At 74.1% G+C, this 24842-nt stretch carries 25 protein-coding genes; 11 read left to right on the top strand and 14 right to left on the bottom strand.

Going from position 1 to position 24842, the window contains the following annotated elements:
- Positions 1 to 7: 7 nt before the first annotated feature.
- From ACFVNO_RS20815 to ACFVNO_RS20800, 4 genes are all read right to left on the bottom strand, one after another.
- On the bottom strand, positions 8 to 409 hold the full coding sequence (locus tag ACFVNO_RS20815) for a hypothetical protein (RefSeq protein ID WP_378894884.1): 402 nt from the start codon (positions 407 to 409) through the stop codon (positions 8 to 10).
- A gap of 143 nt (positions 410 to 552) precedes the next feature.
- Complete coding sequence (locus ACFVNO_RS20810; protein ID WP_378894881.1) at positions 553 to 2277, bottom strand: ABC transporter ATP-binding protein; 1725 nt, start codon at positions 2275 to 2277, stop codon at positions 553 to 555.
- The gene (locus ACFVNO_RS20805) at positions 2274 to 4118 is read right to left on the bottom strand and encodes an ABC transporter ATP-binding protein (protein WP_378894878.1); all 1845 of its coding nucleotides are present in this window, start codon (positions 4116 to 4118) and stop codon (positions 2274 to 2276) included. Before ACFVNO_RS20805 ends, ACFVNO_RS20810 begins: the two co-directional genes overlap by 4 nt.
- Positions 4115 to 5098 (bottom strand): alpha/beta hydrolase, encoded by a 984-nt coding sequence (locus ACFVNO_RS20800; RefSeq protein WP_378894875.1) that lies wholly within the window; start codon positions 5096 to 5098, stop codon positions 4115 to 4117. Before ACFVNO_RS20800 ends, ACFVNO_RS20805 begins: the two co-directional genes overlap by 4 nt.
- A 64-nt stretch (positions 5099 to 5162) precedes the next feature.
- Between ACFVNO_RS20800 and ACFVNO_RS20795 the strand changes: the two genes are divergently transcribed.
- Entirely contained in the window at positions 5163 to 5711 is a 549-nt protein-coding gene (locus ACFVNO_RS20795; RefSeq protein ID WP_378894872.1) for a TetR/AcrR family transcriptional regulator, read from the top strand.
- Positions 5712 to 5915: 204 nt separating this feature from the next.
- Here ACFVNO_RS20795 and ACFVNO_RS20790 read toward each other — a convergent pair whose 3' ends face one another.
- From ACFVNO_RS20790 to ACFVNO_RS20770, 5 genes are all read right to left on the bottom strand, one after another.
- Entirely contained in the window at positions 5916 to 6515 is a 600-nt protein-coding gene (locus ACFVNO_RS20790; protein ID WP_378894869.1) for a class I SAM-dependent methyltransferase, read from the bottom strand.
- Between the two features lie 36 nt (positions 6516 to 6551).
- The gene (locus ACFVNO_RS20785) at positions 6552 to 7502 is read right to left on the bottom strand and encodes an MBL fold metallo-hydrolase (protein ID WP_355262036.1); all 951 of its coding nucleotides are present in this window, start codon (positions 7500 to 7502) and stop codon (positions 6552 to 6554) included.
- Entirely contained in the window at positions 7499 to 7921 is a 423-nt protein-coding gene (locus tag ACFVNO_RS20780) for a hypothetical protein (RefSeq protein ID WP_355262033.1), read from the bottom strand. The genes ACFVNO_RS20785 and ACFVNO_RS20780 overlap by 4 nt, the downstream gene beginning before the upstream one ends.
- A 188-nt stretch (positions 7922 to 8109) precedes the next feature.
- A complete protein-coding gene (locus ACFVNO_RS20775; RefSeq protein ID WP_355262030.1) occupies positions 8110 to 8700 on the bottom strand; it encodes a snapalysin family zinc-dependent metalloprotease in 591 nt (196 codons plus the stop codon).
- A gap of 144 nt (positions 8701 to 8844) precedes the next feature.
- Positions 8845 to 9570 carry an SDR family oxidoreductase gene (locus tag ACFVNO_RS20770; protein WP_355262027.1) on the bottom strand — a complete coding sequence of 242 codons (726 nt, stop codon included), beginning with the start codon at positions 9568 to 9570 and terminating at the stop codon, positions 8845 to 8847.
- Between the two features lie 83 nt (positions 9571 to 9653).
- Between ACFVNO_RS20770 and ACFVNO_RS20765 the strand changes: the two genes are divergently transcribed.
- From ACFVNO_RS20765 to ACFVNO_RS20750, 4 genes are all read left to right on the top strand, one after another.
- Positions 9654 to 10532, top strand: coding sequence for a LysR family transcriptional regulator (locus tag ACFVNO_RS20765; protein WP_378894858.1), 879 nt, complete (start codon positions 9654 to 9656; stop codon positions 10530 to 10532).
- Between the two features lie 287 nt (positions 10533 to 10819).
- Positions 10820 to 12112 (top strand): pyrrolo-quinoline quinone, encoded by a 1293-nt coding sequence (locus ACFVNO_RS20760; protein ID WP_378894855.1) that lies wholly within the window; start codon positions 10820 to 10822, stop codon positions 12110 to 12112.
- A gap of 49 nt (positions 12113 to 12161) precedes the next feature.
- On the top strand, positions 12162 to 12530 hold the full coding sequence (locus tag ACFVNO_RS20755; protein ID WP_378894852.1) for a BlaI/MecI/CopY family transcriptional regulator: 369 nt from the start codon (positions 12162 to 12164) through the stop codon (positions 12528 to 12530).
- Positions 12527 to 13492: a M56 family metallopeptidase gene (locus tag ACFVNO_RS20750; RefSeq protein ID WP_378894849.1), complete on the top strand. Its 966-nt coding sequence runs from the start codon at positions 12527 to 12529 to the stop codon at positions 13490 to 13492. The genes ACFVNO_RS20755 and ACFVNO_RS20750 overlap by 4 nt, the downstream gene beginning before the upstream one ends.
- Positions 13493 to 13563: 71 nt before the next feature.
- Here the strand turns inward: ACFVNO_RS20750 and ACFVNO_RS20745 are convergent, their stop codons facing one another.
- Positions 13564 to 13938, bottom strand: coding sequence for a BlaI/MecI/CopY family transcriptional regulator (locus ACFVNO_RS20745; RefSeq protein WP_378894846.1), 375 nt, complete (start codon positions 13936 to 13938; stop codon positions 13564 to 13566).
- Positions 13939 to 14101: 163 nt separating this feature from the next.
- Here ACFVNO_RS20745 and ACFVNO_RS20740 point away from each other — a divergent pair, with 163 nt between their 5' ends.
- Both ACFVNO_RS20740 and ACFVNO_RS20735 read left to right on the top strand, forming a co-directional pair.
- Complete coding sequence (locus ACFVNO_RS20740) at positions 14102 to 14950, top strand: DsbA family protein (RefSeq protein ID WP_355262009.1); 849 nt, start codon at positions 14102 to 14104, stop codon at positions 14948 to 14950.
- Positions 14947 to 15816 carry a cytochrome c biogenesis CcdA family protein gene (locus ACFVNO_RS20735; RefSeq protein WP_378894843.1) on the top strand — a complete coding sequence of 290 codons (870 nt, stop codon included), beginning with the start codon at positions 14947 to 14949 and terminating at the stop codon, positions 15814 to 15816. Before ACFVNO_RS20740 ends, ACFVNO_RS20735 begins: the two co-directional genes overlap by 4 nt.
- A 195-nt stretch (positions 15817 to 16011) precedes the next feature.
- Here the strand turns inward: ACFVNO_RS20735 and ACFVNO_RS20730 are convergent, their stop codons facing one another.
- The 3 genes from ACFVNO_RS20730 to ACFVNO_RS20720 all read right to left on the bottom strand — a co-directional run bounded on the left by ACFVNO_RS20730 (position 16012) and on the right by ACFVNO_RS20720 (position 20010).
- The gene (locus ACFVNO_RS20730) at positions 16012 to 17346 is read right to left on the bottom strand and encodes an aldehyde dehydrogenase family protein (protein ID WP_355262003.1); all 1335 of its coding nucleotides are present in this window, start codon (positions 17344 to 17346) and stop codon (positions 16012 to 16014) included.
- Positions 17347 to 17419: 73 nt separating this feature from the next.
- On the bottom strand, positions 17420 to 18520 hold the full coding sequence (locus tag ACFVNO_RS20725; RefSeq protein ID WP_378894839.1) for an alcohol dehydrogenase catalytic domain-containing protein: 1101 nt from the start codon (positions 18518 to 18520) through the stop codon (positions 17420 to 17422).
- Positions 18520 to 20010, bottom strand: a complete 1491-nt coding sequence (locus tag ACFVNO_RS20720; RefSeq protein ID WP_378894836.1) for an APC family permease — start codon at positions 20008 to 20010, stop codon at positions 18520 to 18522. The genes ACFVNO_RS20725 and ACFVNO_RS20720 overlap by 1 nt, the downstream gene beginning before the upstream one ends.
- Before the next feature lie 205 nt (positions 20011 to 20215).
- On the opposite strand from ACFVNO_RS20720, the gene ACFVNO_RS20715 reads away from it, so the two are divergent.
- Together ACFVNO_RS20715 and ACFVNO_RS20710 are read left to right on the top strand one after the other, a co-directional pair.
- Complete coding sequence (locus ACFVNO_RS20715) at positions 20216 to 20890, top strand: TetR/AcrR family transcriptional regulator (protein ID WP_378894833.1); 675 nt, start codon at positions 20216 to 20218, stop codon at positions 20888 to 20890.
- Positions 20891 to 21203: 313 nt separating this feature from the next.
- Positions 21204 to 21635, top strand: coding sequence for a VOC family protein (locus tag ACFVNO_RS20710; RefSeq protein WP_378894830.1), 432 nt, complete (start codon positions 21204 to 21206; stop codon positions 21633 to 21635).
- A 756-nt stretch (positions 21636 to 22391) separates the two neighbouring features.
- Here ACFVNO_RS20710 and ACFVNO_RS20705 read toward each other — a convergent pair.
- On the bottom strand, positions 22392 to 23078 hold the full coding sequence (locus tag ACFVNO_RS20705; RefSeq protein ID WP_378894827.1) for an SMI1/KNR4 family protein: 687 nt from the start codon (positions 23076 to 23078) through the stop codon (positions 22392 to 22394).
- Positions 23079 to 23737: 659 nt separating this feature from the next.
- On the opposite strand from ACFVNO_RS20705, the gene ACFVNO_RS20700 reads away from it, so the two are divergent.
- Both ACFVNO_RS20700 and ACFVNO_RS20695 read left to right on the top strand, forming a co-directional pair.
- A complete protein-coding gene (locus ACFVNO_RS20700; RefSeq protein ID WP_378894824.1) occupies positions 23738 to 24217 on the top strand; it encodes a hypothetical protein in 480 nt (159 codons plus the stop codon).
- 465 nt (positions 24218 to 24682) lie between these two features.
- Positions 24683 to 24796, top strand: a complete 114-nt coding sequence (locus ACFVNO_RS20695) for a helix-turn-helix transcriptional regulator (RefSeq protein ID WP_378895051.1) — start codon at positions 24683 to 24685, stop codon at positions 24794 to 24796.
- Positions 24797 to 24842: the final 46 nt, after the last annotated feature.

Below are 24842 nucleotides of genomic sequence, written 5' to 3'. Positions count from 1 at the left end.
GCCCCGCTCAGCGGTGCGGCGGGTGGGGAGGCCGCGGCGGGTGCCCCTGCCAGGGGCCCGGCCGGCCGGGCGGGCCGGGACGGTACTGCTGCTGCGGGTGCCCGTACCCCGGGCCCGCCCACTGCTGCGGATGCGGGGGGTGGTGCGGCCCGGGGTACGGCCGCTGTGCCTGTGCCTGCGCCTGTGCCCGGGCCTGCTCCTGCGCCTGGAGCCGGGCCCTGACCTGCCGGACCCTGGCCCGTGTGACGATCAGCGAGACGGTGACGAGCAACAGGCCGATGGCTCCTCCGGCGAGAGAGCCCAGCCCTCGTTCGACGTCCCCGCCGACCAGCGAGACCAGTCCGAAGACCAGCGCCACCAGGCTCAGGAGGGACAGGACGATCGTACGGATCACATAGTTGGGCGACACGGGGCCTCCGAAACGGGGGGAGTGGGGGGCGGATCCGGGGGACCGCGCCCTCGCGGGGACGGCCGCTCCGGGAGTGGGATGCCCGAGGTCCCGCCCCGGTTCGCCCCCGCCGCGGTTCCCGAGGTCCCCCGGCCGCCCCGGCGTCATCCGCCGCCCCCCGAGGGCACGTCCGCGGTGGAGGCCCGCCAGAAGTCCGCGTAGCGGCCGCCGCGGCGCAGCAGCCCCTCGTGGTCGCCCTCCTCCACGATCCGGCCGCCGTCCAGGAACACGATGTGGTCGGCGCCGCGGACGGTGCGCAGCCGGTGCGCGACCATCACCACCGTCCGGCCCGCAGACAGGCGCTCGATGCCCTCGTGCACCGCGGCCTCGCCGACCGGGTCCAGCGCGGAGGTCACCTCGTCCAGCAGCACCACCGGCGCGTCCTTCAGCAGCGCCCGCGCGATCGACACCCGCTGGCGCTCCCCGCCCGACAGCAGCGCCCCGCCCTCGCCGACCTCCGTCTCCCAGCCCCGGGGCAGCCGCTCGACCACCTCGTCCAGCCGGGCCGCGGCCGCCGCCGCGCGCACCTCCGCCGCCGTGGCGCCGGGCCGGCCCAGCCGCACGTTCTCCTCGATCGTCCCCGAGAAGAGGTGCACGTCCTGGAAGACCACGGCGATCCGCTCCATCAGCACCTCCGTGGGAACGGACCGCACGTCCACACCCCCCAGCCGCACCGAGCCGCCCTGTACGTCGTGGAACCGGGCCACCAGGTGCAGCAGCGTGCTCTTGCCCGCCCCGGACGGGCCGACGACGGCGAGCCGCCGCCCCTCGGGCACCGACAGGGAGAGGCCGTCGATCACCGTGCGGCCGCCGTACCCGAACTCCACGGACGCGAACTCCAGGTCGTGCCGCTGAGGCCGGACCGGTTCCGCGGGCTCGGGCAGCGGCTCGGTGCGCAGCACCGTGTCGAGCCGTTCCAGCTCGGCCCGCGCGGCGCGCAGCTGCCCGCCCAGGTCCGACAGCGACAGCAGCGGGTCGGCGCAGCGGGCGGCCAGCACCAGGACGGCCAGGAGTTCGGCCGCCCCGATGTCCCCGCCGAGCACCAGGTACGCGCCCAGGGTCAGGACCGCCGTGAACGCCGCCTGCACGGTCAGCGCCAGGCCCACCACGCCGGGCAGCGCCGCCACGAGCGAGCGGCGCGACGCGCGCCGGATCCCGCGCAGCGCCTCGTCCAGCGCCCGGAAGCGCTCGGTGCCCCGGCCTCCCGCACGCAGCACCGGCTGGGCGCCGAGGTACTCGATCACCCACCCCGTGGCCTCGTGGTCCCGCGCCGTGCGCTCGGCGTCGGCGGCCGCCGACGCACGCCCCGCCCGGACCTGGACCGCGGCCACGACCGGCACGGCGGCCGCGGCGGCCAGCCCCAGCCGCCAGTCGAAGGCGAGCATCACGACGACGATGGTCAGGGGCGTCGCGCAGGCCGTGAGGAACGGCGCCAGCAGGTGCGCGATCACGCCCATCGCCTGGAGCACGCCGCGTCCGGCCAGGCCGGACACCTCCCCGACCCGGTCGCCGGTGTACCAGCCGACGGGCAGCCGGGCCAGATGGTCGCCGAGCCGGTGGTACACCCCCCGCAGCAGCGTGGTCCCGGCCCGGAACCCGGACAGGTCCGCGAGGTAGCGCAGGACCCCGTACCCGGCCACCGCGGCGCCGAACGCCGCCAGCCAGGGCAGGGCCCCGCCGGGGTCGTCGCCGAACAGCGCCCGCAGCACCGGGACCAGCAGGGCGCAGGCCAGGCCCTCGGCCACCGCGGCGGCCGTCATCAGCACGACGGTACGCCGTACCGGTCGCGCGTACCCGTCCCCGAGCACGCGCAGCAGCATCCGGATCATCGGGGTTCGTCTCCTCGCACCGCGTCGCCCGCGGCGGTCGATTCTTCGGAGGCGGCCCGGTGGGTCCTCCAGAACGCGGCGAACTCGCCGTCCCGGGCCAGCAGTTCGGCGGGCGCGCCGCGTTCGACGACCTCCCCGTCCCTGAGCATCACGACGGTGTCGGCGTCGGCGATCGTCTCCAACCGGTGGGCGATGACCAGGACCGTCCGCTCTCCTCCGCGCGAGGTCAGGGCCCGGCGCACCGCCCGCTCGGTCAGCGGGTCGGCGAACGCGGTGGCCTCGTCCAGCACCAGGACGGGGGTGTCCGCGAGCAGCGCGCGGGCGATCGCGATCCGCTGCGCCTCACCGCCCGACAGCCCGGCCTCCTCGCCCAGCACCGTCTCGTAGCCGTGCGGCAGGGCCGTGACGCGCTCGTGGACCTCCGCCGCCCGGGCTGCCCGCTCCACCGCCCCGCGGCCGGCCCGTGGCACCGCCAGCGCGATGTTGTCCGCGACCGAGGCGCGCAGCAGGCGCGTGTCCTGGAAGACGAACGACACCTTCCGGTACAGCTCCCGGCCGTCGATCTCCCGCAGGTCGGCACCGCCCAGGCGGACCGAGCCGGAGGTCGGGTCGAAGAACCGCGGCAGCAGCCGGACCAGGGTGGACTTGCCGCTGCCGGACGGCCCGACGACCGCGGTGACCGTCCCCGGTTCGAGCACCAGGTCGATCCCCCGCAGCACCTCGCGGCCGTCCCCGTAGTCGAACCCGACCCCGCTCAGCTCCACCCGGTGGCCCCGGGGCGCGACCGGGTGCGCGGGCTCGGGGAGCGGGGGCACCGCCAGCACCTCCCGGATCCGCCCGACCGCGCGCCGGGCGGCCTGCAGGTCGTCGAACCCGTGGCCCAGGGCCGCCACCGGGGCGGCCAGGCCGGGGCCCAGCAGCAGGAAGGGCGGCAGGTCCGCCGGGGCCATCCCGCCCGCCGTGACCAGCACCGTCCCGCCGACCAGCACGGCCAGCAGCACGAACGGCGGCGACAGCACCAGCTGCATGCCCGCGGCGACCACGGAGAGGTTGCGCACCATGCGGAAGAACGAGGCGGTGAAGTCGTCCACGGCCCGCAGGAACCCGCGGTGGGCGCGCTCCTGGCCGCCGAACACCTTGACCACCGAGATGCCCCGGACGAACTCCACGGCGGCGTCCGCGATCCGCCCCTGGGCGGCGTCGAACTCCTCCTGCTCGCGCAGCCGGGCGGGGGTCATCATCAGCGGCACCAGCGCCACCGCCAGCACCACCGGGACCAGGGTGACCAGGGTGAGCCGCCAGTCCACGGTGAACAGGTAGGCCAGCGCCACCAGCGGTACCACGAACGCGGAGACCAGCTCGCCGGGCGCGTGGGCGATGAACGGGTGCACGGCGCTCACGTCCTCACCGACCACCTTGGCCAGTTCGCCGGTCCGGCGCCGGGAGAGCCAGCCGATCGGCGCCCGCCCCAGCCGCTCGGCCAGCCTCCGGCGCAGGGCCAGCTGCAGCCGGACGTCGACCAGGTGCCCGACCCCGGACGAGGCGGCCGTGAACAGCAGGCGGACGAACAGCCCGGCCGCGCCCACCACCACGGCGACCCGGACGCGGTCCGGGTCGGGCGGTCCCGACGCCAGCAGGGCCCGGCCCAGCTCGACCACCGCCAGCAGCGGGGCCAGGCCCGCGAGGGCCCCGACGACCTGGAGGACCACCACGGAGGCGAAGCCGCCCGCGTAGGGGCGCAGCAGCCCGCCGGCGCCCCCGTCCGGCGTGCGGCCCGTGTCCCGCGCCTCGGCGGGCGGGGCGGACCCGGTCGCCGCTCCGGCGGTGTCGGTGGCGGTCATCGCCGCTCCACCCCCGCCCGTCGCGCCGCGGGGTGCAGCCGGCCGTGCAGGAACGCGAGGATCCCGTCCCGCGCGGGACGGGCCTGCCGGACCAGGCCGGGCATGCTGAGGAACCCGTGGACGGCCCCCGGGTAGCGGTCCCGCCGGGCGTCGGTGCCCGCGGATCGGAGCCGCTCGGCGTAGCGGCCGCCGTGGTCCTCGAGCGGGTCCAGACCGCCGGTCACCACCAGCGCCGGGGGCAGGCCGGACAGGTCCTCGAGCTTGAGCGGGGACACCTCCCGCGGGTCCAGCCCCGGCGGCAGGCTCAGCCGGGCGGCGGTGCGGAACTCGGACAGGGAGAACGCGGGCTGCCCCGTGTTGGCGGCGATCGAGGGGTAATCGGCCATGGTCTCCGTCCAGTCCAGGGCGGGGTAGGCCAGCACCTGGGCGTGCACCGCGGGGCCGCCCTCGCGGGAGCGCAGGGCCATGAGCGCGGCGATCGTGCCCCCGGCGCTCTCGCCCAGGACCGCGACGGCCGCCGGGTCGACGCCCCAGGCCCCGGCCTCGTCGAGGATCCGGACGAGCGTGTCGTGGCCGTCCTCGACCGGCAGCGGCAGCGGGTGTTCGGGGGCCAGGCGGTACTCCACCCCCACGACCACCGCCGGACAGCGGGCGGCCAGGTGGCTGTTGAGCCAGTCGTTCTGCGCGGCGGTCCCGGCGATGAAGCCCCCGCCGTGGAACGACAGGACCAGCGGGAGCCGGGGGCCCGCGTCGCGCGGCCTGTGCACGCGCAGGGTCAGGCGGCGGCCGGGGAGGTCCAGGACCCGTTCCGTGATGCGGGTGCGCCGGTGGGGGAGGCCGGTGACCACGCGCATCGCGCGCGAGGCCCGCAGGCGGTTGGTCCTGTGCCGTGCGGCGATCACCTGTTCGTCGGTGAGCGACTCCCAGTCCGTGGTGTTCCTGGCGAGGATGCGGGTGCCCAGAGGGGCCTTTCCGCTCATGGCGTGTCCTCTCGGATCAATTACGCTACTTCCAGTAGCGTAATCGGCAAGATAGCCTGAACCGGTGCAGAAATCCACTCCGGCCGGACGCCCTCGCTCCGATCTGAACGCGACCGTCTTCGCGGCCACACTGCGCTCGGTGCGGGAACTGGGCTACGCGGGCGCCACGATGGACCGCATCGCGGCCGAGGCGGGGGTCGCCAAGACGACGCTCTACCGCCGGTGGCCCTCCAAGGGCGCTCTGATCGTCGACTGCCTGCTCGACGCGATCGGCGTGGTACCGCTGGAGGGGGAGACCCGGGACGCGATGCTGGAGACGGCCGTCCGCTGGGCCGCCGAGAAGATCGGGGAGCCCGGGGTGGGCGCGGCGTTCTCGGGGGTGTTCAGCGAGGCCATCAACGACCCCGCCCTGCGCGAGATCCTGAACACGCGCTTCCAGGCGCCGTACCTGGCCGTGCTCCGGGAGGCGCTGAAGGAGCCGGAACAGCGGATCCTGCTCATCGTCGACGTGATCGCCGGGACGCTGCTGCACCGCCTGGGCATCAGCGGCCGGCCGATGGTCGAGGAGGACGTCGACGCGCTGATCGCGATGGCGCAGGGCCTCCTGCGCTGACCTGCGGCCCTCCCGGCCGCTTACCGGGCCGGAGCGGCTTCGGCGGCATCTCCGGGAGGGGACGCGGCGGTCATCGGGGGCGGCCCCATCGGGGGGCGCGCCCGGCGTGGCCTGGAACGCCTCCCCGGGGGCGTCCCGGCGGCGTGGAACGGAGCCGGCCCCCGGCGCGGGGGACGCCACGGTGCACCGGCGCACCGCTCCCGGTCAGTCGGCGGCGAGGCGGAACCGGTACCACTGCGGCGAGGTCCGGTTCATCGGCCATCCCAGGCCCGCGGGGTCGGCGTCCTCGGCCGAGAGGAGCTCCCAGCCGGGGAACGCGGCCTCGACCTCGGCCCGCGAGACGCCCTCGACCAGGCGCCGGTAGCGGGACGGCCCGAAGGCGAGCATCAGCAGGGTGGCGCCGGGGGCGGCCAGCGCCGTCACGCCCCGCCCCTCGGCGGCCCGCTGCTCCGGGGTCAGGCCCTGGAAGCAGCCGATGTCGAGGAACAGGTCGAACGCCCCCAGGCCGGCCGACGGCAGGTCGGTCACGTCCCCCACGACGTAGGCGACCTCCGCCGGGCCTTTGCTCCGGGCGGCCTCGATCGCGGCCGGCACGAGGTCGACCCCCACCGCCTCCCAGCCGCGCCGGGCCAGTTCGGGGGTGAACTGGCCGCGCCCGCAGCCCAGGTCCAGGGCCCGCCCGGGGCCGCCCGGCCGCTCCTGCGTCTCCCGGTCGATCAGGCCGCCGAGCTGTGCTCCGCCGGCGGCGCCGTAACGTTCCCACGGGGTGAAGCCGAGACGGTACATCCGCGCGTATTTCGTCATGCCCTCACGGTAGAACGGCCTTCCGGTGGGGCGCCGTCACCCCCCGGACGCCGGACCCGCCGCAGGTGGGGGCGCCGCCCTGCCGTCGCCGACGGCCCGGAACAGCCCCGGCTCCACCTCGGCGACCCGCCCCTGCGCCGTCAGCACCTCCAGGTGCTGCACCGCGGTCCGGCGTTCCACCGGGTCCACGTGCGGCCCCTCGACGTGCGGGCGGTAGACCAGCCGGTGCGCGACGATGTCCTCCAGGGTCCGGGGCACGGCGAGGAGGTCCAGCAGAGCGGCACTGCGCCGGTCCACCACCCCGGCGTAGGCGTCGAGCCTGCGCCGGAACTCCCCGGCGCCCTCGACCACGCCCTTGTGGTGCCCGGTGCCGTACCACCGCGCCTCGATCTCCCGGCAGCGGCGCATCGACGCCTCGAAGTCGGCCAGGCTGCTGCCGGCGTCCCCGTAGAAGGGGCCGAACGAGCTCAGGTCGATGTCCGCCACGAACAGGAACCCGTCCGGCTCGACCAGGAAACCGCAGTGGCCCGCGGTGTGGCCGGGCAGGTGCACGACCGTCACGGTGCACCCGCCCAGGTCGAAGACGGCACCGTCCCCGAACCCGGTCGCGTCGGGGCGCTCGCGCACGTGGAACCGTTCCCGGTAGTCCTTCTCGACGGCGGCCGCCGCCTCGGGACCCAGGCCCAGCCCGGCGATCAGCTTCTCGGGGGAACGCACCCCTTCGAGGTCGTGTTCGTGGACGCCGACCGGGGCGCTGTGGTCCGCCAGGCCCGCCATGTGGTCCTCGTGCGCGTGGCTCACCAGGACCAGGTCCGCGGGCGGCGGGGAGCCGACCAGGGAGAGCGACGGGTCGATGAGCACCGTCGACTCCGTGCCGCGCACCAGCAGCGAGTTCGCGTAGGGGTAGGCGCCGCGTTCGGCGCCGACGAGCACCCGGACCCGTCCGTGGTCCACCGCCGTGTACCCCGTGGTGTGCGCGTCCGTCATCTCGGCCCTTCGTCGGAGGAGTCCTCCCCGGCGCGGGAGCCGAAGAAGCGCAGGCCGTCGACGACGGTCCCGTCCTCGATCTCCCGCAGCGTCCACGCGTGCGGGGAGTGGTCGTCGGCGGCGACACCGCCGTGTTCGAGCAGCAGCGCGAGCAGGGGGAGGAGTTCGGCCGCGCCCTCGACGCGCCTGGAGACGTCCACTTGGAGCGCCCAGTCGGGATGGCGGCCGAGTGCGGCGTCGATCCGCGCCACCTCCTCCGGCTCCCAGTCGCGGAACAGCAGGCCGGCCGGCTCGTCGTCGATGTGGGCGTAGAGGACGTCCGGCATGACCCACGTGCCGCCGGACCGGGGCAGGTGCCGGTCGAGCAGGGCGGCGGTCTCCTCCCGTCCGGTGCCGGGGAACACGAACACGGTGCGCATCGCCGCAGTCTAGAAGGTGCCCCCTGCGGAGGACCGGGGCGGGGGTCGGCCCCGGACGGCGGCACGGGGCGGGACCGGTCGGCCACGGCGTGCCCGCCGTGCCGCGCCCCCGTGCGCCGGCGCCGGCGGTGCCGACCCGCCGAGGCGGGCCGGCACCGCCGGCCGTCGGCTCCGCGGTCCGCGACCGCTCAGCCGCGGTCGACCACGATCTGCCCGTCGGGCGCGCTCTGACCGGCCGCGCCGCCGCCGTAGTTGGCCTCGACCCGGGCCCGCTCGGAGGCGTTCGGGTTGGGGTTGGTGCAGCTCACACCACCGGTGGAGCCCGACATCAGCGACGAGCACGGGCCGGGCTTGGCGTCGGGCAGCCCCAGGCTGTGGCCGAGCTCGTGGGCGGCGATGCGCACCGCGTCGTAGCCCTGCGCGGTGCCCTGGCGGCCCATCCAGACGGTGACCTGCCCGCCGGGCCGCACCGGGCCCAGGTGGGCCCGGGGCCAGCCGTCGTCGGCGATGACGCGGATCTCGGCGCGCCGTCCGGCGGGGGCCGGCTCCAGGCGGACGTTGCCGACGCTGGAGTTCCACACGTTCACGGCCGCCGCGACGGCGGAGGTGTACTCCGCGGCCCGGCTGGAGTCGTAGTACAGGACGGTCTGGGCCGCGGGCCGGACCTGATCCGCGGTCGGGGCGTGGACGGGCGCGGCGCCGGCGGGCGCGACGCCCACCAGCGTCATCGCCAGAGCACTCAGGGTGATGAGCAGGGGCGTGAGGATACGTCTCAGCATGCGGGGGCTCCCGGGGGTGAGGGTGCTGAACTGATCGGTGACCCGGTGGGGTCGGGGCGATGCTATGCGTAGCGCCCCGTCCTCACAAGGAGTGCAGAACGACCATTCGCGAACAACGCGCCCCCGCGCCGGGAGCCCCCGCCCTCACCAGGGGACGGCCCCCGCCTCGTCGAAGAACCCGCCGCGCGGCCCGTCGTCGGGCAGGGTGGCGAGCCGGATCGCGATCGCGGCCCCCTGCTCCGGGGTCCGCGAGCCGTTGAACCCCGTGAAGTCCGTGGCCACGTATCCGGGGCAGGCCGCGTTGACGATGATGCCGGTGTCGGCGAACCGGCGGGCGTACTGGACGGTGACGGCGTTGAGCATGGTCTTGGACGGCGCGTACGCCGCCAGCACCGGTCCCGTTCGCAGGGTCAGGGACCCCATGTTGCTCGACATGTTGACGATCCGCGGCGCGTCCGAGCGGCGCAGCAGCGGCAGCATCGCGTTGGTGACCCGGACCACCCCGAACACGTTGGTCTCCAGCACGGTGCGCACGACGTCCAGGTCCAGCGTGGTCGGGTCCTGCCCGCCGCCGTCGGAGCGGCCGGCGATGCCCGCGTTGTTGACGAGTACGTCCAGGCGCCCCGCCTCCTCCTCGACGGCCTCCGCCGCCGCGGCGACACCCTCGTCGGAGGTGACGTCCAGCGCGACCCCGAACGCGTCGACGCCCTCGGAGCGCAGCCGCTCCACCGCCGCCTCGCGCCGCCCCTCGTCGCGCGCCCCCACCGCGACCCGGAACCCGACCTGTCCGAGGCCCCGTGCGATGGCGAGGCCGATTCCCTTGTTCGCGCCGGTGACCAGCGCGGTCTTCGTGTCGTTCACGGGTCCCATCCTCGGGGGGCCGCGAGCCCGGCGTCCAAGACCGAGTGGGTCCACTGTGATACCCGCCGGGTATCGGCCGGTAGTCTGCCGACGTGGACCACCTCGAGACCCGCGAGCTGCGGTACTTCGTCGCCGTCGCCGAAGAGCTGCATTTCGGGCGCGCCGCCGAGCGGCTCGGGATCGCGCAGCCCCCGCTGTCCCGTGCGATCCTCCGGCTCGAACACCGGATCGGCGTCCGGCTCCTCGACCGGGACCGGCGCCGCGTGGAGCTCACCCCGGCGGGCGCGGTGCTGCTCCGGGAGGCCCGGTCGGCCCTCGACGCGGTCGAGGCCGCCGTCCACCGGACACGGCGCGCCGGGGACCCGAAGCGGCCGCCGGTGCTCGCGACCAAGGCCGGCGCCTCCCACGAACTGCTGCGGAGCCTCCTCGACCGGGCGGCCGGGGAGCCCGGCGCCGCGCCGGTCGACGTCCTGCTGTGCGAGGTCGGTGAACAGGCGGGCCTGCTGCGCAGCGGACGCGCCGACGTGGCGCTCATGCACCGTCCGTTCGACGACCTCGCCGGGTTCGACACCGAGGACCTCCACACCGAGGGCCAGGTCGCGATCCTGCCCGCGGACCACCCGCTGGCGTCGCACGAACGGCTCACGCTGGCCCAGGTGCAGGACGTCCCGGGGCTGCCGATCGCCCGGTGGCCGCGGCTCGACGGGACCTACCCGGACGGGCCCGGGCCGAAGGTGGGCACCCAGGCGCAGCTCGCCCAGCTCGTGGCGCTCGGCAGGACGCTGCTCGTCATCCCCGCCTCCAGCCGCGCCTGGCAGTGGCCAGAACACGTCGCGGTGCCCGTCGTCGACGCCCCGGAGGTCACCACGGTGATCGCCTGGCCGCCCCACAGCCGGTCCCGGGCGGTCGCCGCGCTGGTCCGCACAGCGGCCGGGCTCCACGGCGCCCCCCTGCCCGTGTCCTCGGACTGACCGCACCAGGGCACACCAGGGCACACCGGGGCCCGGTGGAGCCGGGGCGGGCACGGTGATCGCCTGGCCGCCGGGCGCCGTTCCCGGCCCCGTGCGACGGTCGGCGGTTCTCCGACACCCGCAGCGCGTTTCTCTCTATCCCGCATAGAATATCTTCTATTCTCGATAGAGAACAGAGTGGGCGCCGAGCCGCCGCGGCACCCCCGGCAGCCCCGCCCGGCCGGACACCGCCCCTTCCCGCCCTGTGCGGAAGGACGGCGCCCGCGCGACGACGTGAGGTGGTACCCATGCCGGAGCGGTTCCGCCGCCCGTCCCCGCCCCGCCGTGCCGCACGCGCCCGGCGCCGGCTCCCCGCCGCGGCGCTGTGCCTGCTCCTGGCCGCCACCGCCTGCGGCAGGCCCGGCCCCGCCGACCCGGTCGACGCCCTGCCGCTGGACGGGGAACCGACCCCCGCCCCGGAGGTGGAACCGGGCCGGTTCCCCGGACCCGTGGACGGTTCGGCCGGATGGGCCACGCCCTACTCCTCCGAGCCCAAGGGCTCCGACACCGGGTTCGTCGGCCCCGTGTCCCCGGAGGGCGGGGGCGAACTGCACTTCGTCGGCATGGACGACCGGGGCCGCACCCGCTGGTCCACCGAGCGCAACCCGAGCTGCACGGGGTTCGCCCTCACCCGCACGGGCGGCGGCGACGACCTGGTGGTGCTGCTCGACAGCGACGCGGCACCCGAGCGCGGGCTGCTGGCGACCCGGACCACGGCGGCCGCCCTCGATCCCGAGACCGGGCGCAAGGTGTGGGGGCCCGTGGAGGTGCCCGGTACCTGGGTGGGGCCGGGTCTGGTGTTCGCGCAGGTCGCGCACACCGTCATGAGCGCCGAGACCGGGCCCGCTGTGGCCCTGGCCGCGGACACCGGGCGCGTCGCGGCCGACGAACGGCAGGGGGACGCGGTCCTGCACGAGTACCAGGGCACCGTGCTCCTCCACCGCGACGGAGCGCTGCGCGCGGTCGACGCCGGCTCCGGACGGGAGCTCTGGGACCACACCGGCCTGGAGGTCCCCACCGCCCTGGAAGGGGCGGCGGGGGAGGCCGCCGTGTCCTACGGCCCCCGCCCCGTGAGCGACTCCGCGCCGGTGGCCGTGATGGCCTGGGAGCGGGGGGAGGCCGCGGCCTACACCGTCCACGGCCTGGAGGACGGCCGGACGCTGGCGGAGTTCTCCTCGCGGTCCGAGCCCGTACCGGTCGGCGACGAACACGGGCGCGCCGCGGTCGCGGGCACCTCGGCCAGGTCCGGCGCACCCGTGATCACGGGCTGGGACGGCGCCCCCGGAACCGGCGGCTGGACGGTGGAGGCGGAGGCCGGGGAGCGGCCCGTCCGCATCGTCTCCGGATACCTGTACACCGAGGCCGGCGGGGAGAACCGCGTCCGCTCCATGGCCGACGGCGCGCTCCTGGACAGCGGTGCGTGGGAGGCGCCCGTGGCCGGGACGGCCGGAGGGTCGGCCGCGATGCCGGTGCCCGGCGGAGGCGGCGCCTACGCCCTGTTCCCGTCACCGGGCGCAGAGCGCGGGCAGGGGGGTGCGTGATCACTATGCTGAGGGGGATTCCGATGTCGACCGGTGGGATGCGGATGCCATGATCGCTGGGCTGGGACCGCTGGAGGCCGCGGTCATGGAGGTGCTCTGGCGCGCGCCCGGACCCCTGCCCGTGCGCGGCGTCCTGGAGGGGCTCACCGACCACGAGGTCGCCTACACCACCGCCTCCACCGTCCTGGAGAACCTGCGCCGCAAGGGCTGGGTCGACCGCGAGCGGACCGGCCGCCTGTGGTTCTACCGCCCCCGGCGCGACCGGTCGACGCACGCGGCCGAGGTGATGCACGAGGCGCTGGCCGGCAGCCGCGACTCCGAGGCGACGCTGCTGCGCTTCGTGGACGCCATGCGGCCCGAGGAGGTGCGGGCCCTGCGGGCCCTGCTCGCCGACCTGCCCGACGAGGAGGAGCGGTGACCTGGTCCTTCGCCGCCCTGTGCGCCGTGGCCGCGGTCGGTGTGCGCGGACCCGCGGTACTGCGCCGCACCGCCCGCGACTGCGGCCCGGGACCACACGCCATGCTGGCTCTGTGGACCGCGGCCACCGCGGCCTGGGTGCTCTCCTGCGCCGCCCTGCTCGGCGTGCTCGCCGCGGAGCTGCTGGGGCCGGCGGTCAAGGGCGTCATCGCCGCGTGTGTGAGCGTCCTCCAGGCACTGGAGCGCAACCACGCCGGATGGGGGATCGGTGCCGGGTCCGTCCTGGTGCTGGCCGCCCTCGCGCGGCTGCTGTGGACCGCCGCCCGCCAGGGGCGCGCGGGGCTGTCCTGGCGCCGGGCCCACCACCGGGACCTGCTCACCGCGGCGCGGCGCCGCCGCCTGTACGGCCACCCCGTGTGGCTGCTCGACACCGCCGAACCGGGCGCCTACTGCGTCCCCGGGACCCGGGGCGGCGTCGTCATCACCAGCGGGGCGCTGGAGGTGCTCACCGCGGCGCAGGCCCGCGCGGTCCTGGCCCACGAGCGGGCCCACCTGCGCGGCCGGCACCACCTGCTGGTCGGCTGGGTCCGGCTCCTGGACCGCGCGTTCCCCGGGGTCCCGCTGTTCCGCGCCGCGGCGCGCGACGTCCCCGAACTCGTGGAGTGGGCCGCCGACGACCGCGCCGTGCGCGCCGTGGGGATGCGCCCCCTGGTCCACGCGCTGGGATCCCTCGCGCGGACCGGGCAGGCCGGGCCGACCGGTGCCGCGCGGACGCTGTCCATCGCGGGCGCGTGCCCGGTCGAGCGCGTCCGCCGCCAGGTCCAGCGCCCCACGGGGTGCCGGATCTGGAGGGGGCGGCTCCGCGCCGGGGCCGCCGCCGTGCTCGTCACGCTCCCCCTGGTGTTCACGGTCGCGTCCGCCCTGGCCGCGGTGCTGATCCCCCACTGCCGCTGCGCAGGCTGACCGCCCCGGACCCGGGGCACTCTGCCGGGCACGGGCGCGCCGGGGGAGCGGTCCGGCACGGCGACCGCGCGTCAGCTTCCGGGCTCCCCCTCGTCGGCCGCCTCCACCAGGCGCCTGAGCGTGCGCACGTCACCGGGGGACATGGCGCCGACGAACCTCAGCAGGGTGCTCCCCGGCCGGTCGCTGCCGGCCAGGGCCCGGTGCATGTCCTGCGCCGCCCGCTCGCTGCGGTCCAGCACGGGCCGGTAGAACCAGACCAGCCCCCGCTGCTCGCGGTCGACCCACCCCTTGGCGTGCAGGTTGCCGAGCACGGTGGCCACCGTGGTGTAGGCGGGGCCGTCCCCGCCGAGGTGCCGGGCGACCGCCCGCACCGTCACCGGCCCCTCCGCCTCCCAGACGGCGTCCATCACCGCCGACTCCAGAGGTCCCAGCGTTCCGCCGCCCATCGCCCGCGGCCACCCCTTCCCGTGCCCTGTCCGGCCCCGGCCGTCGCGGCGCCCACGGCCAGTATGCGCCGGTCCGGTGGAGGGGCGCGCCCCGCCCGATCTATCTTCCTTAGTAGGTCTACTATGGACGATAGAAACCACATCGGACGAAGGAAGGCCGAGCATGCCCGATGCGCCGAAGAGGGGGACCGGACCCGGGGGGCGTTCCGCGGGGGACGGTGAGACGGGCCGCGGCGGCGAGGGCCGCGGCACCTCCTGGAAGGTGCCGCTGGTCCTGGGGGCGGCCCTGCTCCTGATCGCCGCCGTGATCACCCTGGGGCGCTCCGGGCAGGACACCGGAGCCGAACAGGACCGGGCGGCGGCACCGGACACGGCCGGCGCCCCGTCCGAGCCCACCGGGGCGGACGGGGAGGCACCCGACTCCGCTGCCGCAGCCGGCACCGAGGCGCCCATGGCCCGCAGGCAGCCCGACGACCCCACCGCCCTGGGCGAGGTCGACGCGCCGGTCGTCATGGTCGTCTACTCCGACTACCACTGCCCCTACTGCGGGCGCTGGGTCGAGGAGACCCGGCCCGAACTCATGCACTACGTCGACTCCGGCGACCTGCGCATCGAGTGGCGCGACTTCCCCATCATCACCGACACCTCCGAGGCGGTCGCCCTGGCCTCCCGCGCCGCCGCGGCCCAGGGCGCCTTCTGGGAGTTCCACGAGGCCTACTACGCCATCGACGAGGGGTCCGACCGGCGCGACCCGGAGGCGGCCGTCGCCCGCATCGTCGACGACCTGGGACTGGACCCCGAGCGGTTCGACGAGGACCGCAACGGCGCCGCGGCTGCCGAACTGGTCGGGCGCGACTTCTCCGAGGGCCTGTCGATCGGCGTCACCTCGACCCCGGCCTTCCTCATCAACGGGCAGGCCGTCATGGGCGCCCAGCCGCTGGAGGTGTTCGAGACGGTCATCGACGACTCCCTGGAGGCCGTGGCCGCCCAGGCCGGGGGAGGGGGACGGTGACCGACATCGGGTTCGCCGCCGCCCTGGCCGGGGGAGTGCTCGCCCTGCTCAGCCCGTGCAGCGCCCTCCTGCTGCCCTCCTTCTTCGGCTACGCCTTCCGCGACCCGCGCCGCCTGGTGGCGCGCACGACCGTCTTCTACCTCGGGCTGTGCACCTCCCTGGTGCCACTGGGGGCGGGGTCGGCACTGGTCGGCCGCCTGGTCTACGGCGAGAGGGAGCTGCTGATCGCCGTCGCCGGGTGGCTCGTCATCGCCTTCGGCGTCGCCCAGATCGCGGGCCTGGGCTTCTCGTCCCGGCTGGCGCAGCGCATCCAGGGGCGCCTGGCGGGCAGGAGGGACACGGCGTCGGTCTTCGTCCTGGGCGCGGTGTACGGGTTCGCCGGGTTCTGCTCCGGCCCCATCCTGGGCGCGGTGCTCACCGTCGCCGCCACCGGCGGCACCGTGCGCGGCGCCCTGCTGCTGGCCGCCTACGCCCTGGGCATGGCGGCCCCGCTGTTCCTGCTGGCCCTGCTCTGGGACCGCTACGACCTCGGGTCCCGCCGCTGGCTGCGGGGCCGGACCTTCCGCGTGGGACCGGTGGAGTTCCACACGACCGCGCTGCTGTCGGGCCTGCTGTTCATCGGGGTCGGGGTCCTGTTCCTCGTCTCCGACGGGACCGCGGCCCTGTTCGGCGGCACGGGCCGCCTGGACGAGGCCGCCCACCGACTCCAGGAATGGATCTTCGGGATCGGCGGTTCCGGGGCCGACGCGGTCCTGCTGGCGGCGCTGGGGCTGGTGCTCATCGCGGTGGGGCTGCGCGGCCGGTACCGGCGCGGCAGGCGGGAGGAGGACGCCGCCCCGTCCGGCCCGCCCGCCGGCGACCGGTAGGACCCGGCCCGCCGACACTCCACGGCCGGGTCCCGGGGCCGCGTGGTGCCGGGACCGCTTCCGGGGGCGCGGCGCGCCGCCCCCGCGCCGCCGGTGCCGGCCCCGGTGCCCGGGGCGCCCGGACCGCCCCCGGGACCGGGATGACACCGGCCGCCGCAGCCCGTCCCATCCCCGCCCCCGCGGACCTTCACCGCACTAGGCGACCGTGCGGATGAGCTTCTTGTTGAGGAACTCCTCCATGCCGGGACGCCCCAGCTCGCGGCCGAAACCCGAGCGCTTGACACCGCCGAAGGGCAGTTCGGCGCCCTCCGCACCGACACCGTTGATGAAGACCATCCCGGTGTCGAGGCGGTCGGCGACGCGCCGCGCCTGCTCGGGGTCGGTGGTGAACACGTACGACCCCAGGCCGTACGGGGTGTCGTTGGCGATCCGTACCGCGTCCTCCTCGTCCGCGGCCGGGAACACCAGGGCGACGGGGCCGAACAGCTCCTGCCGGGCCACGGGGAGGTCGGTGGTGAGGCCGGTGAGGAGGGCCGGCGGGTAGTAGGCACCGTGGGGCTCCTCCGCCCTGACCAGGTGCGCCCCCTGGGCGACGGCGGCGTCGACCTGGCTCCCCAGGGTCCGGGCGGCGGCGGCCGAGGCCAGCGGCGCCCCGGACCACCCGGCCGGCAGCCGGGCGGCGAACCGCTCCACGAACGCGTCGTACAGCTCCGCGACGACCACGAACCGCTTGGCCGCGTTGCACGCCTGGCCGGTGTTGTCGAGGCGGGACGCCACCGCGGCGTCGACGACCGAGTCGAGGTCGTCGGTGGACAGCACGATGAAGGGGTCGGAGCCGCCGAGCTCGAGCACGACCTTCTTCAGGTGCCGCCCCGCGATCTCGGCGACGGCGGAGCCGGCCCGCTCGGAGCCGGTGAGCGAGACCCCCCGCACGCGCGGGTCGGCGATCATCGCGCCCACCTGCTCGTTGGTCGCGTAGACGTTGACGTACGCGCCCTCGGGGAAGCCCGCCCGGGTGAAGAGCTCCTGGAGGAGTTCGGCGGTGTCCGGGCACTGCGGGGCGTGCTTGAGGACGATGGTGTTGCCCGCCGCGAGGTTCGGGGCGGCGAACCGGGCGACCTGGTAGGCGGGGAAGTTCCACGGCATGATGCCCAGGAGGACGCCGAGCGGGGAGCGCCGCAGCACGGCTCCGCCGGGCCCGGAGGTGACGTCGAGCGGCTCGTCGGCGAGGAACTCCTCGGCGTGGTCGGCGTAGTAGTGGTAGATCTCGACGCAGAAGTCGACCTCCTGCCCGGCCTCGGCCAGGGGCTTGCCCATCTCCCGCACGATGCCCGCGGCCAGGGCGGCGCGGTGCTCCGTGTGGAGGTCGCCCAGGCGGCGCAGCAGCGCGGCGCGCTCGGCCGCGGCGCCGGTGCGCCCCCACTCCGCGGCCCGGTGGGCACGGGCGAGGGCCGCTTCGATCTCGGCGTCCGTGGCGGCCGGGCGGGTGGTGTGGACCCGGCCGGTGGCGGGGTCGGTGACGGCGTACATGGTCCTCCAAGCGGGTGGGCGTGTGCGGGACGGCGGGGCGGCCCGGGGCGCGGTGGGCCACCGGGTCACGGGGTCACGGTCGCAGGATCGTGCGCAGGCCGGATCCGGCCTCGAGGTCGGCGAACGCGGCCTCGACCTCGGACAGGGGGCGGGTGGTGCCGATGAGGTCGTCCAGCGGCAGCCGTCCCGCCAGGTACAGCCGCGCCAGCTTCGGGATGTCGATCTGGCCGACGCTGGATCCGTAGTTGCAGCCGAGGATCCGCTTCCCCTGGTCGGCGAGGTCGAACAGGTCGAACGCGCCGGTCGCCCCGGTGGGGGCCATCCCGACGAGGACGGCGGCCCCGCCCGAGGTGAGCATGGCCGGCAGGGTCTCGATCACCCGGGGGCTGCCGATCGCCTCGAACGCGTGGTCCACGCCCCCCAGCTCCCTTCGGCACCAGGCGGCGACGTCGGTCGCGGCCCCGTCCAGGGCGTGGGTGGCGCCGAACCGCAGCGCCGCCTCGCGCCGCTCGGGCGACAGGTCGACGGCGATGATGGGATCGGCGCCGACGAGCGCGAGCCCCATGACCACGGACAGGCCGACCCCGCCGGTGCCGATGACCACGGCCGACTCGCCGGGCCGCACCTCGGCGGTGTTGGTGACCGCGCCGATCCCGGTGGTGATGGAACAGCCCAGCAGGGCGCCCACCTCGAAGGGGAGCTCCCGGGGCACCTTCACCGCCGCGGACTCGGGAACGGTGAGGCGGCCGGTGAACGCGCCCAGGCCCAGGTAGGGCCACACCGGCTCGCCGTCGGCGTCGGTGAAGGGCGTGGTCCCGTCGGGCAGGGTGTTCTCGACGGCACGGGTCTCCGTGCACAGCCAGGCCCTGCCGGCCGCGCACTTGCGGCACCGGCGGCAGGGCGCGAACCAGGACAGGACGACGTGGTCGCCCGGTTCCAGGCCGGTCACCCCGGCTCCGGTCCCGGTGACCACGCCCGCCGCCTCGTGGCCCAGGACCAGGGGCCGGTCGGTGGGCCAGTCCCCGTTCACGATGTGCAGGTCCGAGTGGCACACGCCCGCGGCCCGCACCTCGATCTCCACTTCGCCGGGACCGGCGGGCCGGAGGGCGACCTCACGGGTGTGCATCCCCCGGTCGGGGTCGACGACGACGGCCGGGGAGGGGTGTGACGACATCAGGGCGTCTCCAACTTCTCTTTCTGGTTCTGGTTCTGGTTCGCGGGGAGGCGGGTGTGGGGCTTGGCGATCGCCACGTAGACGAGGCCGACGGCCAGCAGCACGGAGAAGACGAGGACCACGGCCCAGACCTGGACCCAGCTGCCGCCGACCGGCGCGAGCTCGACCCGCGGCCAGGCGATGTTGGTCGCCTCGAAGAGCAGCCAGACCACGGCCAGGACGTTGATCACCAGGCCGGCGCGGCCCAGGTCCACCCGCCCCCGGGAGGGCCGCCAGCGTCCGGTGAGGCGGGCGACGAGCGCCACGACGGCGACCGAGAGGAAGACGAAGTAGAACCCGCCGGAGCCGAAGGCGATCAGGGTCGCCGCCGCGTTGCCGTTCAGGCCGAGCAGCAGGCCGAGGCTGGCGAGGACCGCCGTGACCACGAGCGACACCCACGGGATCTGGCGCGGGCCGACGGTGGCCAGGGTGGTGGAGAAGGGCAGCTGCCGGTCGCGGGCGAACGCGTAGACGGCACGGCCGATGTAGGTCTGGATGGAGATGGCGCAGGCGATGAACGCCAGCAGGACGACGGCGATGAAGGGCTTCTCGCTCCAACCGCCCAGACCCGCGGTGACGGCGGTGAAGACCGGGTCCGCGAGCCGACCGGCGACGGCCTCCTCCGGGTTCGGCAGGGCCAGCGTGACGGCGAGACCGGTGAGCAGGACGGTGAAGGCGACGAACAGGTAGGCGCGGATGAGGGCCCGGGGGACGTTGCGCCGGGGCTGCTCGGTCTCCTCGGCGACCTGGGTGGTGGCGTCGAAGCCGAGGAACGCCCAGCCGGCCACGGCCAGGCAGGTCAGGAATCCGGCCAGGACCGATCCGCCGGAGGCGGCCTGGGCCCCCAGGGTCTCGAAGAGGATGCCGAACCCGTTGTTGTGCGCGAAGACGAGCAGGAACACGCTCACCGCGATGGAGGCGACGCCCTCGGCGACGATGCCCGCGTTGAGGAAGTGCTTGACCGGGTTGACGCCCAGGAGGTTGATCCCCAGCGCCACCGCGATGAAGACCACGCCCAGCAGCACGTGGTGGAGCGGTTCCAGCGGCCCGTCGCTGAAGAGCATGTGCAGCCACGTCGCCCCCAGGTAGGCCACGGTCGTCAGCGAGGCGATGGCCGAGGCGAGGTAGATCCACCCCACCAGCCAGCCCTGGCGCGGACCGGCCAGGCGCCGCACCCACTGGTAGACGCCGCCGGTGACGGGGAACTGGGAGGACAGCTCGACGTAGACCACCGCGACGAGCAGCTGCCCCAGGAAGGCGAGGAGGACCGCCCAGATCCAGGCGGGGCCGGCGAAGACGAACCCGAGCTGCACCACGGCGTAGATGCCCACGACGGGCGAGATGGTGGCGAACCCGATGGCGAACACGGCCCATACGGACAAGCTGCGTCGAAGTTCCTGCCGGTAGCCGTATTCGGCCAGTTCACCGGCATCGGTGCGTGAGTTGTCCACGTTCGTCTCCTGTGAGGGATGCGCGACGGCTCCCGAGGGCCGGCGGCGCCCGGGGAGCGGGGCGCGGTGGGCCGGGCCGGGGAAGGATCCGGTGCTGTCGGCGTTACGGCCGACGGAGCGGGTTCGAGCAGGTCACCCTACGGATCGCGCTTATTGTTCGCGAAGCCAATAAGATACTGGGTGCTTAGCCAATAGCATCTGTGGCATGACGTCAAGCGATCGCAGGAAACGAGTTCGCAAAGCCCCCGAGGAGCGCCGCGACGAGATCGTGGCGGCCGCGGCCCGGACCGGGCTCGTCGAGGGCCTGGAACGCATCACCCTGCGCCGGGTGGCGGACGACCTCGGGGTGCGCCCCGGCCTGGTCGGCCACTACTTCCCCGTGGTCGAGGAGCTCGTGGCCGAGGCCTTCACCAGCGCGGCCCTGGGGGAACTGGACGTCCTGCTCCCGGAGACGCCCGCGGAACCCGCCCCGGGGGAGGCGGCGCCGGCGGCGATGCCGATCCTGCGGGACTTCCTGAGCAGGATGTCGGGCCCCGTGTTCGACGACGTCAGCAGGCTCTGGCTCAACGCCCGGCACCTCGCCCGCTACCGGCCCGCCCTGCGCGAGAGGGTCGTGAGCCAGGAACTGCTCTGGTGCCGGCGGGTGGAACAGGTCCTCGCCCTCGGCGTGGAGCAGGGGAGCTTCCGCTGCGATGACCCGTGGGGCGCGGCCGTGCGGATCATGGCCGCCATCGACGGGGCCAACTCCTACATCAACACCAGCGCGCCACAGCGCTCGGAACCCCTGACCGAGATGGTCCGCACCCTCGTGGAAGCCGAACTGGGACTGGGCCGGGACGCCCTCCGCGCCCCGAGCCCGGCCCCGGCCCCGAACACCTGAGCCCCGGGCCCGGGGGCGCGGCCGCATGGGCGTGCCGGCACTCCCCGGCCCGGCCGGAGCACACACCGGGACGGAGCCACCGGCCGCGCCGCGGCGCGCCCGCCTCCCGGAAAGCCGCCCGCACAGCGCTGCGCGGGGCCCCGACCCCCGGAGCCGCCGGGACGGAACCGGTGGCACGGCCGGCAGGGGAGCGGCCCGCCCCAGGCCCGCGTTCGGCGCCCACGGAGAACGCTCGACCGGCGATGACGGTGTCCTGTGCCGGGTGCGACGGAGGCCCCCGAGGGATGAGCAGGGCCCCTGTTATCCTGCCCTGGTGTCAGCGATCAAACAGTTCCAGGTGACCTTCGACTGCGCGGAACCCGCGCGCCTCGCCGCTTTCTGGTGCGAGGTGCTGGGGTACGTCATACCGCCGGTCCCGGAGGGCTTCGCCACCTGGGAGGAGTACCACCGCTCGCTGCCGCCCGAGGACGAGATCTACTTCGCGTGCACCGATCCCTCCGGTGTGGCTCCGCGCCTGCTCTTCCAGCGGGTTCCCGAAAGCAAGGTCGTCAAGAACCGGGTGCATCTCTGTGTGCGGACCGGCGCCGGGCTCGTGGGTGACGAGCGCCTGGCCACCCTCGAGGCCGAATGCGCACGGCTGATGGCCCTGGGCGCGAAGCACGTGCTGACGCAGCGCGCCGACGGCGTCAACGAGTCGTGCATCACGATGCAGGACATCGAGGGCAACGAGTTCTGCCTCTCCTGAGTCCCCTCCGCGACCGCCAGGTCGAGATCCGCCTCCACTGGTCCTCTCCGGTCCCGTATATGGCAAGAGCCATCCCGTGAGAGCGGGGCCGTGCAGACGGGCGGTGCCGGGGATGGCATGAAGGACGCCGTCGCCGGTGTCGGCCCAGACCTCCGGCCCGTTTCGCTCAGAACACCCCCGCCCGGTGCCTCCGGACGTGGCCGAAACGGCGGCATCGCTGCTGCGCCAGCTGGCGCGCGTGCCGGATATGGGCGGCCGGCAGGTCCGGACGGCCCCAAGAGCGGGGGCGTGCAGCGTCGGGGGCGGACACGGTGGTACAAGGTCCGTGGTCTCCCTCCCAGCCGGGAACCGAGCGGACACGGGCCCGCCCATAGGCTCACGGGATGGCGAAGCGCTCCGCGAGGTCGCCCCCACTTGCACTGGGGAAGCGCGCATGGAGCACCCAGGGAATGGAAACTCGGCGAGGGCCTCTTACGGGGTCCTTGAACTGGGGTTTTCTGGCGCTCCCGGCAGGATTCGAACCTGCGGCCATCGGATGAGAAGTCCAGCGCCCAGGTGCCGTCACGTGTCATTTCGTGCCGTTTTGTCCCATTCGATCCGCCGTGTCGTTTGGTGCCATGCCATGGCACCCGGTGTCGTCCCGTTCCAAAACCGCGGAGCATCAACGGAGCGCGCACGGGCCGACGATGACACCGATGGCACCACGCCAGGTTCTCGCGAGGTGTGCGCTTCCCCTGGTCGGCGTTTCCGTTTCTTCTAGAAAGCGCGCCGGACGGTGGCCTCGGCATTGACAATCCAGTCGAGATACCAGTCCGCGAATTCGATCTTTGCACCCTGTGTGCTCAGGGGACGCATGCCACCCTCGGCAGGGAAACCGTCAACCCACATGGTTCCGCGTTCGCACCCTGTGACGACGAGCCAGAGACAGTGGCCGCAGCCCTCATGGCTCAAGCACAGCGCCCCGGCGGTGAACCGGTCGAAGAGCCTGTCATCGGCCTCCTGCCATACGCGGTAGGCGGTGTCGAACTCCTCCTGTGTTACGAAGCCGGAGCGCACCGGTTCCCGACCCTCGTGCTCGGCTAGGATTCGCGCTCGTTCCTCCGCACCGGGAAAGACGATTCCGAGGGAGTCGTGCCGCATATTGCCACTGGGGTCGGTCCATTCCCATCCGGTGCCGGTTCGGCGCAGGGTGCTGAGCCCGTACCCCGGGCCGGCGCCACCGGCACCGACCTCGAGCAGGAAATCGCGGTAGTCCCCAGGCAACGGAATGCCCCAGAGGGTTTCCGCCGCGGAGACCTCCTGCTCCGTCAGCGGGGCGTCGAGCCGGAAACGGTGCCCCGTCGCCCCTTGGCGGTCATCGGCACCGAAGACGTCGCGTGCTCGTTCCTGGCGGGCCAGGGCCTCGACGCGTTCGCGGACACCATTCCAGATCGTTGCTCGCACGGGCCGAAGCGTACCCAGGAAAGCTGCGATATCCCGAGGGGGGCGGGGCGTTGCCATGAGTGAAACCGGTTCGTGCACCGGAACGAGCACAAGGCAAGGTGTCGGACTCACAGACCTCGACCCGCAGGGGCCTGGAATGCGGCGAGGACCTCTTGCGAGGGCCTCGTAGAACCCCTTTGAACTGGGGTTTTGTGGCGCGCCCGGCAAGATTCGAACCTGCGTCCATCGGATTGGAAGCTAGCTGGTCTGGTGCCGCCGCGCGTCATTCTGCGACGTTCCGTTCCGCAGTGCCATCTGCTGACGCCGGATGCCGTCCCCATGTTGTTTTGGTCCAGGACGCTGGAGCACGAACGGAGCATGAACCGGTGACCGACTGCTTCCGATGCCGGCTCGCGTGGTCCAACCGGATGTGGTCCCGATTCTGCGGCAGGCCCATTCGGGTATCCGTGACATCGGCCGGGAAGGAGAATGCCGTTATGGCAACTGTTTCCTCTGCCTCGAAGCTGGTGGCTGCGGCGGCTCGTGTGCGGCTTCGTCCTCTGGGTCTTCGACAACGCGGCAGGTCCCGGTTGTGGTTGGACGACCGTGGGTGGTGGCTGGGGCTGGTGGAGTTCCCCTCCCCTCGATGGAGCCAGGGCAGTGGGCTGCACGTCGGAGCGATGTGGCTGTGGCAGGACGTCGACCACTTCACCTTCAACGTCAGTGAGCGGTTGCGAGGAACCGCGGATTACCGTGACGACGGGCAGTTCGCGCCGGTCGCGGAGGAGCTCGCCCTTCTGGCGCGAGAGCGGGTAGAGGAACTGCGGTGCAGGTTCGTTGATCTGGCCTCGGTAGGGAGGTATATGGCGGCGCAGCCCGTCGGACGTGGGCTTGTGTGGGAGTCGTGGAACGCAGGGGTCGTGGCGGCACTGGTCGGTGATGCCGCATCGGCCCAGCAGCGGCTCTCGGTAGTCCTGGGGGAGGATCCCTTTGTTCCCTGGATGGATGAGGCTCAAGGGGCAGCGCGAGAACTGCTGTGCATGGTGCACGACCAGCGGGCTGTTCGGAATTGGGTGGTGGACCGCGTCTTGTCGTGTCGGAAACGCCTGCCGCTGGAACCCCCGAAGCCTACAGAGGAAGTACTCGCCGGACTCTTGTGAGCAAGGAATCTGATTGCAGAGAAGGTGCCGGGGCTCGGGTCGGGAGTTTTGGTGATCGTGTGTACCAGGGTTGCCTCCCGTCACTCAGTCGGGGTACGGACGAATCCGATGGGCCACGTTTTGGCTCCGGGCTATGCCCAACCGCGGGTTGGGCATAGCTGCCACCTTCGCGCAGATCTGGGAGGACGGCCACTTCCTACCTCTACGGTGTGGGGCGCCCCTAGACCGGCCGGACGTCGAAGGCGCTAACGCTCGTCTGCGACGCTCCACCGACAGCCGTGCGTTGAACACAGCGAAAGCGCGACGCGCTCTGGGCTCGCCAACGATCCTCACCGGCCGTAGACCTGGCTTGCACTCCGTTCATGATGTGGTGAGGAGGGGGATGTGGTGAAGCGGGATGCTTCGGTTCGGTTGGACGGGATCGGTTGCCTGCCTCTTGTTCTGGATCCGGTCGCGGCCGGGCGGATGCTCGGTCTGGGCCGCACCACCGTCTACCGGCTCCTCCGTGAAGGGGCCTTTCCGGTTTCGGTTCGAAGAGTGGGCTGCAGTTGGGTGGTGCCGACCGCTCTGGGCTGCTGACCTATCCCGGCCTGGACACCCCGGCCACCTTCACCGTCACTACCGG

Source organism: Nocardiopsis sp. NPDC057823 (assembly GCF_042797335.1).
Lineage (GTDB): Bacteria > Actinomycetota > Actinomycetes > Streptosporangiales > Streptosporangiaceae > Nocardiopsis > Nocardiopsis changdeensis.
Note: the sequence above shows the minus strand (reverse complement) of the source record. Positions and strands in the feature narration are given on the sequence as shown.